At 45.7% G+C, this 14,282-nt stretch carries 9 protein-coding genes and 1 tRNA gene; 2 read left to right on the top strand and 8 right to left on the bottom strand.

Features of this window, described 5'->3' with window-relative positions; all coding sequences use genetic code 11:
* Positions 1 to 101: 101 nt before the first annotated feature.
* On the top strand, positions 102 to 1,331 hold the full coding sequence (locus HHL17_RS08715) for an ROK family transcriptional regulator (protein WP_169224349.1): 1,230 nt from the start codon (positions 102 to 104) through the stop codon (positions 1,329 to 1,331).
* A 4-nt stretch (positions 1,332 to 1,335) separates the two neighbouring features.
* Here HHL17_RS08715 and HHL17_RS08710 read toward each other — a convergent pair whose 3' ends face one another.
* The 6 genes from HHL17_RS08710 to HHL17_RS08685 all read right to left on the bottom strand — a co-directional run bounded on the left by HHL17_RS08710 (position 1,336) and on the right by HHL17_RS08685 (position 9,568).
* Entirely contained in the window at positions 1,336 to 2,229 is an 894-nt protein-coding gene (locus HHL17_RS08710) for a DUF1266 domain-containing protein (RefSeq protein WP_169224348.1), read from the bottom strand.
* A 186-nt stretch (positions 2,230 to 2,415) separates the two neighbouring features.
* Positions 2,416 to 3,144: a GNAT family N-acetyltransferase gene (locus HHL17_RS08705; protein WP_169224347.1), complete on the bottom strand. Its 729-nt coding sequence runs from the start codon at positions 3,142 to 3,144 to the stop codon at positions 2,416 to 2,418.
* A 120-nt stretch (positions 3,145 to 3,264) separates the two neighbouring features.
* On the bottom strand, positions 3,265 to 4,455 hold the full coding sequence (locus HHL17_RS08700; protein WP_169224346.1) for a Ca2+-dependent phosphoinositide-specific phospholipase C: 1,191 nt from the start codon (positions 4,453 to 4,455) through the stop codon (positions 3,265 to 3,267).
* Between the two features lie 18 nt (positions 4,456 to 4,473).
* Positions 4,474 to 7,260, bottom strand: coding sequence for a TonB-dependent receptor (locus HHL17_RS08695; RefSeq protein ID WP_169224345.1), 2,787 nt, complete (start codon positions 7,258 to 7,260; stop codon positions 4,474 to 4,476).
* 155 nt (positions 7,261 to 7,415) lie between these two features.
* On the bottom strand, positions 7,416 to 8,612 hold the full coding sequence (locus tag HHL17_RS08690; RefSeq protein WP_169224344.1) for a helix-turn-helix domain-containing protein: 1,197 nt from the start codon (positions 8,610 to 8,612) through the stop codon (positions 7,416 to 7,418).
* A 68-nt stretch (positions 8,613 to 8,680) separates the two neighbouring features.
* The gene (locus HHL17_RS08685; protein WP_317166569.1) at positions 8,681 to 9,568 is read right to left on the bottom strand and encodes a glutamate--tRNA ligase family protein; all 888 of its coding nucleotides are present in this window, start codon (positions 9,566 to 9,568) and stop codon (positions 8,681 to 8,683) included.
* A gap of 160 nt (positions 9,569 to 9,728) precedes the next feature.
* Here HHL17_RS08685 and HHL17_RS08680 point away from each other — a divergent pair.
* Positions 9,729 to 9,802: transfer RNA gene (locus HHL17_RS08680), tRNA-Asp, on the top strand.
* 110 nt (positions 9,803 to 9,912) lie between these two features.
* Here the strand turns inward: HHL17_RS08680 and HHL17_RS08675 are convergent.
* Positions 9,913 to 11,697 carry an SWIM zinc finger family protein gene (locus HHL17_RS08675; RefSeq protein WP_169224342.1) on the bottom strand — a complete coding sequence of 595 codons (1,785 nt, stop codon included), beginning with the start codon at positions 11,695 to 11,697 and terminating at the stop codon, positions 9,913 to 9,915.
* A 14-nt stretch (positions 11,698 to 11,711) separates the two neighbouring features.
* Positions 11,712 to 13,133: an AAA family ATPase gene (locus tag HHL17_RS08670; RefSeq protein WP_169224341.1), complete on the bottom strand. Its 1,422-nt coding sequence runs from the start codon at positions 13,131 to 13,133 to the stop codon at positions 11,712 to 11,714.
* Between the last annotated feature and the right edge of the window lie 1,149 nt (positions 13,134 to 14,282).

The following is a 14,282-nucleotide window of genomic DNA, read 5'->3' as shown; positions in this document are numbered from 1 at the left end:
CGTTATGAGTTCCCCCGGTCTACACCGGGGGTTTTTCTTGTCCGGTAGCCGGGAAATTGATTATCTTGGTATCATCTATCAAATCCTTTATCAACCCATACATGGCAAGAAATAACTCATTTCTCAGTGATCTGTATAACGAGGAGATAACCGGTGTTGCCTATAAAAACCTGCAGCTGAAGAAAAGCATCCTGTCGTGGTTTGCCAACCAGGGCAATACTACCATTGCTGATCTGAGCAAGGTATTGAATGTAAGTTCGCCTAAGATCGCAGAGCTGATCAACGAACTGATGGAAGCCGGATTGGTAAAGGATTATGGCAAAACAGAATCTACCGTTGGCCGCCGGCCCAACCTGTACGGGCTGGAGTCTAATTCCCTCTTCTTCCTGGGGGTAGAAGTAAAAAACAATCATATTAACATCGGCCTGCTCAATTTCCAGAAGGAACTGGTCAAATTCCAGGAAAAGATCCCTTATGAGCTGAGCAACACCGCCGCTTCACTGGATGAGCTTTGCAGGCTGATCAGCCAATTCATCAAAGAGCTGAAGGGCATCGCCAAAAAGATTTCCAGTATCTGCATCAACCTGTCGGGCCGTATCAACTACCGGACCGGCTACAGTTACAGCTACTTCTATTTCAATGAAGAGCCGCTTACCCGTATCATAGAAAGCAAACTGGGCGTTAAAACCTATGTGGAAAACGATTCCCGGTCCATGGCCTATGGCGAATTCTGTAACGGCGTGGTGAAAAACGAGAAAAACGTAATTTTCATCAATGCCGATTATGGTATAGCCCTTGGCGTTATGATCAACGGGGAACTGTATTATGGCAAATCCGGTTTTGCCGGTGAGTTTGGCCACATTCCCTTTTTTGAGAATGAAATCCTCTGCCATTGCGGTAAAAAAGGCTGCCTGGAAACAGAAACGTCCGGGCAGGCGCTGGTGCGGCAGTTCAAACAACGGATCGCAGAAGGCGCCACCTCCGGCGTCACCAAAAAAGTGGCGGTAAAAGATATTACCCTGGAAGATATCCTGGATGCCGCCAATCACGACGATACGCTGGCCATAGAACTGATTGCCGCCATTGGAGAGAAGCTGGGCAAGGGCATTGCCATTCTGATCAACCTGTATAACCCGGAGCTGATTATTTTAGGAGGGGCTTTGTCGGCTACAGGAGAAACGATTTTCCTGCCTTTACGCAGTGCTATCAATAAATATTCCCTGAGCCTTGTGAACAACGATACGCAGTACAAGCTGTCCAAACTAGGCAGCAGGGCCGGCGTGATTGGCGCTTCCCTGCTGGCCCGCAATAAATTGTTTGATATGTTATAGACTATCACTTCCACGGCAGCGCCACCCAGGGGCTGTCTGGTGTCTGCAACAGATAATTCATATTGTTCTGCAACGCCTGGAAGCTGTCCTCTTCCACGCCGTTCCATACGCAGCGGGCGAACTGATAAGACAGTGACAGGTGTTTCCACGAGCTATAGGTACGCCGTATCACCGGCACACAGGACATGATCTGCTCCATCGCCGCGTCATACCCGATATACCCCGCGTCAAAGCCTGCCCTGGACAGGTTGATGATACGGGCAAAGTCCCATATCAGCATATCCGGCTGCAGTTTGTCGTGGATGAGTTGTTTGCTGCGGAACAGTTCCAGCGCGTCACGGGTATTACGCAGGCGCTCCATGACCACCGCTTCTTCCAGTTCGTTGGCCGCGATGTACTCCCGCAGAAAGGCTTTGCTTTCTTTCATGGATACGCTGTTGATAGCCTGAAGGATGATATCATAATCAATCCTGTGGCCACTTTCGTGGAGCCAGGCGAACATATCGTACAATTCTTCCGGGCTGTCGATGTCCCACCATTCGGAAAGCAGCTGCCGGCATTCCTGTCTGGAAATACCAGTGGTGATGTCATTGAGAAATTGGCCATTGAGGAAAGCCAGATCGGCTCCGCAAGCGATGGCCCATTGTTGTTCCTGGGTTAATAGGCTGGTTTTATTCAGCAAAATGGACTCCGGTTCCCGGCTAAGCGCTTCTTCATCAGCATCATCGCCGGTGAAAAACTGATTAAACTGTTTGATATTTTCAGCAAAGGGGAGTAATTGATCAGCCGTATTCATCGACTGTTCCATTTGCTGGCGGTACAGGTTAATCATTTCGTTGCTCAGGCCCAGATCCTTCAATTGCTGCCAGTACAGTTCCATATACTGCTGGGAATTCATTGGAAATGGTTTTTGGGTATGGTCGTATTCGTATTTGTATTCGTAATCTGATACAAGATAGGCATTCCCGTTATCATAACCAAAAACCATCTTGTCAGGCAACCTTACCTTTTTGACTGACTATCAATTACTTAAATGAATATAACACAAAATAACCATATTCCTATAACCCTTACCTGCAATGAATTACAGCGCACATTTCTCCGAAAGCATGTCCCACTTGGCAAATAACATCACCCCTACCGCTTTGGCCAGCGCCACAGACGCCTGGTTATCCAGCTGACAGCGATACTGCGGCTCATACCCTTCTTCATAGGCCAGGCGGCAGATAGCGCGCGTTAACCTGCGGGCATAACCCTTTCCCCGTGCAGCCGTCAGCGTGAGTACGCCAAGATCGGCAATGGCCGTATCATTCCACGGATACATACTGGCCGCACACACCAGCTGCTCTCCCTCAAAAACCCCCATCACCCGCCAGTGGTCCAGCTCCACATAGGCGCCATCGAGATCTTCTTCAGAAGAAGCTGCGCAGAATGCCTCAAAAGCTGCCGCATCGGCCGCTGTCAACCGGCGGATATTGCCTTCCGTGGTCTCTTTCATTAAACGGGCCTTTTCATCTTCCGGAAAGAAAAAAACATAATCCGCACCATGTAGTATAATACCTGCCCGCTGCAATTGGCTGCGAAATTCCGGCAATGACATATTTTGAGGCTGCTCCAATCCCGCCAGGGAAGCCATCCCGAGCGTAAGTACGGCCATTGCCGGGCCATCAACAGGTTCCAGCAACATGACGCGTTCATTATCCTCCAGGTCCGGGTTAACAGTCATCATAAAGGTATCATCGCTATATAATACCGCTCCGTTTAAAAAAGGAGCTTTCCAATGGTCAGTAGCTGCTTTTGATAATATAGGCATCTCCGTTATACTTTGTTTATTCGGGAAAACATACAAAGCTGCATATTACGGATTATCTCCATAAAAAATGGCGGCATCACCTCCGGAGAGGTGATGCCGCCGCTAAGAAACAAACCCTGACTACTTACCGGTATTCACGGGATTAGGTCTTGCTTCCCCGCCACCCGGCAGGGTTACAAAATAAGGTGTACCATAACCATTTCCCGGCCGGAAAAAATCGGTGGAGATGATCTGAGCGCCGCTTTTAAACGCTGCATCAGCACGGGTGTGATCATTCACCTTTGCCTCATAGGTTTCAATATCGGAACGGGTCCTGATCAGAAAGCCCTGTTGCACGGCCTGCTGTATCTCCTGCTGACGCACGATAGCATTGTCCAACAGGAAAAATGCGGCATAGCTGTCCTGCGGAGCCGACTGCATAAACATCACCCGGCCTTCGAGGTTAGGCCTGTTTTTAGCATAGTCAGACACCAGGTTCATGCCCGCAGTGGAAGGCAGCAACAGGAAAATAAATTTCCCTCTGGCAGCTTTGACGGTAGGCCAGTTTTTAGCCAGTACAGCATCACGCAACGTAGGGAATTTACCATGTACATCATCGGGAGTGATGAGCTTGTCCCTGCCCAGCTGCGCGATCACTTCCTGGTCTAGCGCATCGAAGGCTTTTTCATCGAAAGGCAGTACCTGTGCGGAACCGGGGAACAAAGGAATGCCTTTGTCTTTCGCTTCAATCATCACATAAATAGGGAAGTGACCAGGATGTGCGTCAGACCAGGAACGCATGGCAGTCAGCGCACCTTTAAACGTGGTATAGTGGGTACGAAAATCAATATCGGCCATGTGTAATACCTTGAAGCCAGGTTTGTCCAGGTCTTTGGTATCAAAAGGCGCCAGGTCCGTCACCCCTTTCTGACGCAGTATCCGATAAGCGGCAGGATCATTAAAACGGTTACCGGTAGGATCGTTATACACATCTACCTCGAGGCTTCTCACCCCGGCATCCAGCTGCATATCAAACGGAGGATGATTGTAATGTAAGCCTTCGCTCATCTTCACCGTATTGGGATGAAACTCCTGAAAGGCCGCCAGCTGCTCTTTCGGCATGCTTTTCATATAAGTCTGGCCCAGTTTTTCAAAGATAGGATCAATCAAAGCCAGTACCGCGGTATCTACCGGACGGGCGTAACTGTTGTGCGTGCCCAGTATTTGTACCTGATTTATTTTAAGTGTGTCCAGCGACTGTGCCCCGCAAATGGTGGTAGCACAGGCCATCAGCATTGTTCCCAACGCACGGGTAATAGTTGTCTGCATCATCAGTTGATTTTTTTGTTGTTAGAAAATTTTAACGCTCACGCCTACTTGTCCGCGGAGAGAATACCATTCAGCTTGTTCCACCCGGTCGAAAGTGCCGTGATAGTAGCGTACCGGTGCATTGGTGATATTGTTCAGCTCCAGGAATGTCCTGATCTTAGGCGTAATAGCATAAGAAGCGGAAAAATCCACTGTGAAATTCTCCGCATACCAGCGGTAGTGGTCCGGGCCTGCAGCCTGACGGATCACGTCCAGGTATTTGCCTTTATAGTTACCGGCTATTCTGGCCATGAACTTCCCGTATTCATACAACAGCGAGGCGTTGAAGATATGTTTAGCCTGTTTGGGAATTACGCTGTTATCTTCGATCTTCTCGTTATTCACAAACCGGGGGATCTTCACCCTGGAATCGGTATAGGTATAATTGACATCTACCCCAAATCCTTTCCAGAAGCCCGGCAGACCGGTGAATCTTTTTACAAAACCCGCCTCGAAGCCTGCCAGCCAGGCGCCTTGCAGGTTCTGTGGCTCGCTCACGGTATATTGTATGCCGTTGATGTTTTCAGAAGACTGGTTCGTATATACCAGGTCAGTAAGTTTTTTGTAGAAAGCACCTACATTGACCATACCGATACCTCCGAAATAATGTTCTGCCATCAAGTCGAAGTTATTGGCGAACGTAGGCTTCAGACCGGCATTGCCGCGGGTGATCAGCTTATTGGCATCATCTTGTGTGGTACCGGGGTTCAGGTTATTGAAATCCGCGCGGGCGAAGCTACGGGTATACGCTACACGCAGGATATCCTTGTCCGTTACATTATATTTCACATGCAGCATCGGCAGGAAAGCATTGTAACTATTGTCCTGTGTGATAGCCGTTACCTGCTTGCCATTTACCTTGCTGCCGTTGAACGTCACTTTGTTGTACTCGTTACGGATACCGCCGGTCAGCGTAAGTTTTTCAGAGACTTTATATTCTCCCATCACGTAAAGCGCATATACGTTTTCCACACCGCTGTAGTACTTGGTCGCTCCAGAAGCATTGGTAGCAGAATCCACCTGGAAAGGATACAGCTTGTACTGGCTGATGCCTTCCGGCGTTGCCAGCGATTTCAGGTTTCCCAGCGCCATCTGATCGATGACCACGTTGTTATAGGGAGAATGGATTTCAGACAGGAAGCCGCCGTTATAAGGGAATGGCTCAGTGCCCAGGCTGGCCATGGAAGGCGCCGCGCCCTGCATACCTGCGATGTATATATTATAGGGAGATTGTACCACCTTGTCTTTATGAATGAACTTGCCCCCGAACTTCAGCATCAGTTTTTCTGATGGGGTGTATTTTAAATTAAAACTGAAACGTTTGTTCTCCTCCCAGTTGGTAGCACGCAACATGATCACCTGCGACAGCTTCATCGCATCGGCGGTAATAGGCGTATTGGCTGAAATATGCGGTAATACGGCATCTATCACATCTCCTTTTCCATCGGGAGCATCCATGGCGAGGTATTTTTTTCCGTCGGCCGCCAGCCCTTCGTAGGTGACCGCCTGCTGGAAAGTGGCCATAGGATAGTATCCCGGGTCTTTAAACCGGAATTTTGACTTGTCCATGCTGGCTGCCCAGTCCAGTGTGAGTTTTCCGGAGAAAACGGACTGACCACTCAGTTCACCGGAATACAGATCTGTGAAGTAATTGGAAGCCCTGTCTGTGATGGTGGCGTTTTTATTGTTGAAATAAAAATACGTCTCACGAACGTTCTGTCCATCGAGGAAGGAGCTGTAGATACCCCTGAACTGTATCTTATGCCTGTCGTTGAATTTGTATTCCAGGCCGGCGTTGAGGCCGGTGGTTTTGCGGTGGGCAATATAATCGCGCAGTTGCAGGTCGGTGATGGAATAAGACTGTTTTGCATTGGGATTGGCGAAGTCGTAGTTCATATTGTACCGGTCCTGTGCGGAGGTACGGTCCCAGATAACGGCGGACAACACAAAGCCCAATTTGCCTTTCAGGAGGCGGTCGCCATAAACGATGGACGCATTATAGGAACCTTTGCGGGCCTGATCGCCATATCCGCCGGCGGCATTGATCCGCAGCATCTTTGACTGCGGCGCGGCCCTGGTGATGAAGTTGATAGATCCTCCGATGGCATCGCCTTCCATATCCGGGGTGATGGCTTTGGACAGCTGTACATACTCTATCAGTTCTGACGGGAAGATGTCCATTTGAATACGGCGGTCGGTATAATCCAGACTGGCGGTGGGCAGACGGTTCCCATTCAGCAAGGTAGCACTCCACTGGATAGGCGTGCCACGTACAGACACATAACGTCCTTCGCCCTGGTCACGCTCAATGGAAACACCCTGAATACGCTGTACCGCTTCAGCGGCATTACGGTCCGGCAGCTTGCCGATGGCATCGGCCGCCAGCACCTCCATAATTCCCGGTGCATTCTTTTTGATGCTGATAGCCCGTATCTGTGAGCCGGCCGAAGCACCTTTCACCACTACTTCTCCCAGTACGTCGTTCGCAGGTTCCATCATAATAGAGCCCAGTTGGTTTAACCCCGGTTTAACATCTACCTCCATTGTTTTAACGGCAAAACCCACATAGTTGATCTTCAGTGTCACCTTTCCTGTTTTCCGGAGGGTGATGTTAAAAACCCCGGAAAGATCGGTTTGCGCTCCGGCGCCGTCGATAACGATGGTAGCCGAAGGCAAAGGACCTTCTTTGGATAAAATACTCCCTCTGATCTGCTGTGCCGTACAGAAAACAGGCAGGAGTAAAATCAGTAATAAAAGCCGGCTGCTCATGGCGAAAAATATTTTTCCGCAAAGTTGAGTTGGTGCCCAGAGGAAGTCGTCCTTGTAGATAAATCCGTACGAATTTATCGATCGGGGGAAACAAACACTTTTATTATCAACTAAAAACCAATTAGTTATAAAATATTACGGAATTGTTAAGCCATTCAGGTCAGCGCGCTGTTCACCGTACTTTGTGCGGTTATTACCACCGTATTTTTACTTTTCATATAGGCGGAAGGGGTAGTGCCGGTTACTTTTTTGAAGTATTGGTTGAACGATGACTTGGAATGGAAACCGGCTTCAAACGCCAAAGAAAGAATATTGGGCATCTCTTTATCCTGCCGGTATTTGTCCAGCAGCTTCACCACTTCCCTGATCCTGTACTCGTTGATGAACTGATAGAAAGACTGTCCGAGGTACTGGTTCAATGCCTCCGAAAGATGGTGCCGGGATATTTCCATCGCAGCGGCGAGTTTATCCAGCGTCAGTTCCGGGTCTTTATAGAGGGCCTTTTCGTACATCCACTGTTTCACCTGTGCCGCAATGGCCGCCTGCTGCTGGGTGGACAATACCGATTTCCGGGGGAGCGACAAAGTATCAGGAGTAACCTCCTCCTCTGCCGGTTCCTCCACGACGGCAGCAACAGGTGGGGTATTCTCCAGCAGTGGCAGTGTAGCGCCGGTATCCATCAAAAATAAAATCCTCACCCGGCCGATAGCCAGGCAGATGCTCAGCAGGGAGATGTAGGTAATTATTCTTCCCCAGTGGTGGGTATCAATAATAAACCGGGAAGCCGGGGACAGATTATTATTGACCGTCAGTAGCCAACTAAAAAGCGTGGTAGCCAGAAACACGATCGCCATAAAACGGACCAGCTGTCTTTCTGATTGCCAGAAGGCCGGGATCCGCCGGGCTTCCCACAGGGACAGTATTGCATATAGCGGAAAAGATACCAGTGCTATATATCCCACCGTCTGGTTATAATAAATGATGGCAGGAGGTGTTTTACCATTGTGGGCAATGATATAACCGGCAATCGTAAAGTAGGCTATGGCACCAGCCATCGCCGGCAGGAAATGAAGGTAATTGCTCCGCCTGGCCTGCTGGTATCTTCCGGAAAGGTGGGTGGTATACATCCATAATACCGGTGCATACATTAATGTAATAAATGTGTAATACTGCTTATGGATCTCCGCATGAGGGAACAATGTATGCAGCACAAAACCTGCGCCCAGATGGACAAACACCAACATTAAAAACCAGCTTAATATATTATCGGAAGATCTTTTCTTATGGCTGATGACAAATATGCTGAATACAACCAATGCCTGAAAGGCCCCCAGTAAAATAATATACTTCATAACACCCCTGTTTAATGATTTCGGGTGTGAAGCTACATAACCACTATTAAGAAATCATTACCAATAGCTCAGTGCTGCGTTTGTACCCGTTGCCGGAACACAGGGTAATGGTCCAGCAGCAGGGCTCCCAGCGTTTCCCAATCAGGCGCCTGTTCCCGGATGCCCAGCATACCGGCGATCGCCGCAAAGACGTCTGCTTTGGCTTTGCCTTCTTTTCTGAGGTAACGCACAGCAGTAGCGCCATCCGACTTGGAGAGTTTTTTCTCAGGCGCTTCCATCAGGAGGGTATGATGATAAAAGGTAGTATCGCAGAAACGGTCCATTCCTGCCAGTTGGGCCAGGTATAATTGCGCCAGCGTGGAATCCCACAGGTCTTCTCCCCTCACGACCAGGTCTATCCCGAAATAGTCATCGTCTATCACCGATGCCAGCTGATAGGCAGCATGGCCGTCTTTTTTCCTTACCACAAAATAACGCTGTTCAGCCGGCAGCGTTACCGGTAGTACGCCGTTGGCCGCGCGCATGTCCAGCATCAATGGCGTGGTCGTATTGAGGCGCCAGCAAACATCCGGTCCATCCCACAGCAGCTGGCGGTGGAGGCAATGACCATCATACGCCCCACCGGAATGTTGCAGTCCTGACCGGCTACAGTCGCAAGCGAAGAGCTTATCTCCCGCCTTCAGCGCTTCCAGCGCCTGTTGATACAGTGCTTCCCGGTGCAGCTGCGACCATTCCCGTTTCAGTTCTTCCGGTGTGCGGGGCCCTTCCTCCCAGGGTATCTCCAGGAAATGCAGTGTGTCGAAGATATCCTGCACATATTCCGGTCTTACCCGTTGCTGGTCCATATCGTCTATCCGCAGGAGGATGGTGGCGCCGCAGCGGCGTGCCAGCGTGGCCGTGAGCACAAAAGAAAACACATTGCCCAGGTGCAGGAAGCCGCTGGGCGTAGGCGCGATACGGGTTTTACGGTGCGCCGGATAGTCGTGACGGTGCAGTATCTTTTCTATGTGGAATCTGTTTCCACAAAAATACTTTCTACGGGCGTAAAAAAAATTGTGCTGATTTGTTGGAAAATAAAAAAAGAAATCTTTACCTTCGCACTCCCTTAGGGGAAGAGGATTGGTAGTTCAGTCGGTTAGAATGCCGCCCTGTCACGGCGGAGGTCGCGGGTTCGAGTCCCGTCCAGTCCGCAAAATCTCGAAGGAACCCGCGCTAGTCGCGGGTTTTTCTTTTTTAGTTGATTTCCCTTTAATTTCCCCCGATCAGTTTATATTACTTTACTTGGGTTAAGGTTCGTTTATTAAGTTACAATATTATCATTTGGGTTCCGCGAAGGGGACCTATTAAAAGAGACGACTGCATTCAGTTCTTCAATCATAGCGGGACGGCGGGGGTATTTACGGATCAACTCCTCTGCCACGGTTATAATTTCATCTTTTCCTTCAGGAATAGCTCTAATTACCTTTTCCATTTTGGTAGCCAAATCTGCATATTCCCTACGGTTCCCAACCACAACTCCTTTACGCTCAAATGCAGGAATATATATTGCCAATAGCTGTACCGGATATATCTTTATCAAATGGTTATGATACTGTAACAATCTGTCCAAATCTGTTTCCTTGCTCATTAGTGCAAGTAGCCTGTCCCAATATTTTTCTTCAATATAAATAGGGGCAAGTAAATCAAGCAGTAAAGTATCGGTTGAATACCATGCTTTGCCCTTATTTTTTTGATATTGCAGTTCTACACTTGCTATTCTTTCCTCAATATATTCTTCTATTTCCTCTTCCCATTTATCAATGGTGAAGGTATTCTTCCATTGATTATAGTAAACTGTATCAAAACCCCGGTTAAAAGCAAAATACTTCGTGTAATGCCTGATCGTCTTTTTATCGTTTTCTAAAATGGCAATGCGCAGCAATTCTTTCTGCCACTCCGCAACGGTTCCTGGATGGCCTTTCTTTTCAGCTATTTTAATTCCTTCGGTTATAAATTTCTTCGCCGGAGAGAAATCTTTTTCTTCTATTAAACCATTTACCTCCCCACGTCTGACATCAACAATATCTAAATTTTCACGAACAAGCTCCTGAGCTCCTCTAATATTTCCTATAGCTTTCAGAAAGGCTATTTTTTGTACAATGAAATATTCTTTTCTGTAGGGATATTCATCCGCTGAAGTCATTTTAATCTGACCATCAACAAACTCCAAATAGGATTTTTCTCTATTTAGTTTTATGGCAAGAGTTTGATACAAATCAACTATCTCATATCCAAAATCACCATAATCAAAGTATATAGGACGATTTAATGCTGATTGTACGAAAAAAAGGACTTCCTCCTGCAAATCTACGGCTAAGCTTTCAGCCTCTGCGACAACCCTTATCAGTTCTATAGAACTGTTGATAATATCTCCAATATATCCACTGGAATCATCGCAGTAAGTAATAAGTTCGATAGCTTCTGTTAACACAGATTTCGCTACAATAAAAGCACCGCGGAAATTGCTTTTTTGTATCATCTGCCGGCCCTCATCAAGCAATCCATTAACCTCATTTGCCAACCTGTGAATGGATCGATAGTCAATAAAATCTCCGCTCGAATGACTCCTTATGAAACTTCTAAGCTGTTTCGTATACTTATCTTCTATATTAATACTGCTATCCTTATCCGAAAAGTACCGCTCAAAGAGAGATTTGAAGGTTTCATCCTTTGTGGCATGGGCCAAAATAAATTCCTGGAGTTCCTCTAAGCCTATTCTTTGAATTAACTTATAAAAATCTGTTTTGGGAACTACATTTTTGCGAGCAGCAGTGTTTATAATTTTTTCCCTCAGAAGAAATAAAAGAGCGACAACATGCTTGCAAATATCACCGTCATAAGGACAGTCGCATGAATATGATTTTATTCTATCCTTTTTTAAAATCTCCACACTCACTGTATATAGTTCAGTCCCCATCACTTCGGCTTGCCAGAAGTCTTTTCCTGTTTCCTCAACATCAACAACAGCTCCATTTTCATAATATTCCCTTCCTCTATATACGATTGTATCACTTATCTGTAATTCAAATTTTCTCAATGTGAACATAAGTAATATTTAAATCATCGAAATAAATCATCCATAGTTAAACTATTCTGAACTATACTATTAGAATGCATATTTCTCACTATTCCAAAAGTAGTAATCATAGTCAAAAAAATGGATTTATTAGTACGTGTTGCTGTTCGGAATGTGTCTATTTTATCCTGTAATTCTGTTTGATACTTTTTATCAATAGTAAAAGGATTAATAGAGAACTTCATTTCGCATATATTGATAACATCGTCTTTTCTATCTATAACCAAATCTATTTGTCGCTTGCTCCCCTCACCTGTGTTGATCCATGAAGAACTACTTGTCTGGACACCACTGATACCAAGAGCATGTTTAATCTCTGTCAGATGAGCAAGACACACCTGTTCAAATGCATAACCACTCCAGGACCTCTGTTGTGGTGAATCAAGCCCATTAATCCAGGTATTCTCGTTCAACGCATGATTTCCGCGTATAAATCTGATATAAAACAAAGAATAAAAATCACTTAACTGAAAAAGACTACTTTTCTCCTTCTTGCCAAATGAGAAATACTTACGTATAAAGCCACTTTCCTCCAGTTCATTTAATATTCTTGTCGTACTTCCTGCATTTGGTAATCCTGTATCATGAATAATTTCGGAACGCGTTAATCCTCTTGCTTTCTTGCTTAACGTTTCTATGACCGAAAGATGTTTTTCTGCTTTATTGAATAAAGAAGTATAAAGATCCCTAAACTCTTCTGTCAATAATCCGTCCCGTTGAAAACATAATCGATTTATATTTTGAGAGGCGCTCATACTTACGTCTACATGATCAAGGTAAAAAGGTACACCTCCCATCACCATATATAATTGAATTGTTTGGTATCTACTAAATACTCCTCCGCGGCTCTGAAAGAAAGTCTCACATTCCCTCAATGAAAAGGGCTCGAGACGTATCCTGTGAGTAACCCTGTTATGTAATCCTCCCTTATTATGAATAAGTGTATTGATCATCCATGAGGCAGCAGATCCGCATACAATCAGAATAATATCGTTTCTTGCACTAGCATATGAATTCCAGAAATAGTCGAGTGCCTGAATGAAGCCAGATTGTGCAGTATCCAACCATGGAAGTTCATCCAGAAATACTATTTTTTTTTGCTTCCCGCTTTTTGATAATAATTCTTCCAGTTGACTGAAAGCGGCAAACCAATTTTCCGGAAAAGGAGCAGATTCATCAGGATGATATTTCTGCATGGCTCTTTGAAAATTGGACAAATTCTGTTGTAGATTTATATTAGCTACGCCAGTTAGGTAAAATGCAAAATCCTGTTGAAAAGCTTCTCTGATTAAAAAAGTTTTACCAACCCTCCGCCTTCCATATACTGCGATAAACTGGGAGGTCTCAGATTTCATTGCCTGTCCTAGAATTTTCAATTCCTTCTCTCTTCCGATTATTCTACTCATTTCTTGCAATTTGGCTTTAAATATACAAAAACGAACACTTAGAGCCAAATTGGCCATCAAATTCGCTCTAAGCCCAATCATATATGCTGGTAAAGCCAAATTGGAAAACCTATGAAATTATTTTATAATATCAGTGACTTATCCTTCCTAAATTAGCCTCATCATATTATTTACGATTGACTATCATATCATTACACCTTAATGTAATAAGAAAGCCAGTACTAGCTACGTAAAACAATCTCTACACAATGATCTGCCGCCATCTTAAGCTTAAGAACCATAGACTATCATCTTCTGCAAATCTGCCACAAATAAGTTCGAACATTGTCCCTTTCACCCCGCAAAATCTCGAAGGAACCCGTGCTAGTCGCGGGTTTTTCTTTTTTAACTCGCATGTTTAGTCGAGTTCCGACTTCTCTTCTGGTTTTATGTTACCTTATTGGATCACTAACTAAAATACAACTATAATCACACCCTCTTCCCTCTCAGTAAAAGTATTGGGCTCCCATTTAGTGCAGGAGGCTATTGGTGCTTATCAATAAAAGGGAAAGCAAATAATATGGCAGCCCATGTGTGTAGCGCCGCTATTTTTACACTTCGTTGTTAATGACTGATCTGCCCTGCACAGGGAATATACTATGTTACAATTTTATTAGAGTAGTCTACTTCTGCTTCAGACATCGACAATTTCCAGGTCTTGTCCACCAACAACTCCAATCGGCATACTTCCTGCATAAATATATGGGTTAATAAGATCCATGTAACTCGAACAGGTGGAAAAATAAAAAGCCCGGTGAATATACCTATCTCCTATAGCCTGCAATCACAGACGGAAGGAGAAGATCGTAATTTCGCCGGGGCTGTTGTTCTAATTTACAAAGTTCATTAACAAATTGCAGACGGAGGACATCCACAATAGGTGTGATCAAGAAGTGTACAAGGGGTGGATGTTCCGGTAACTTTAATTTGCCTTTTTTGTGGATTGCTTAGGGTGGCGATTCTGATGGTAGAGAGTCGCATTTTCTTTGACGCTACTTTTTTCATGTGTGGGTTTTTAGGTTTTTAATAAGAAATATTACCTGAGAGGTTATTATAAAAGAATTACAGAGTCAACAATTCAGCTATTGCAAAATAGCGCTTACCACTGCA

The organism is Chitinophaga fulva, from assembly GCF_012927205.1.
Classification (GTDB): domain Bacteria; phylum Bacteroidota; class Bacteroidia; order Chitinophagales; family Chitinophagaceae; genus Chitinophaga; species Chitinophaga fulva.
The sequence above is the reverse complement of the archived record's forward strand: the minus strand, read 5'-3'. Positions and strand labels throughout refer to the sequence as shown.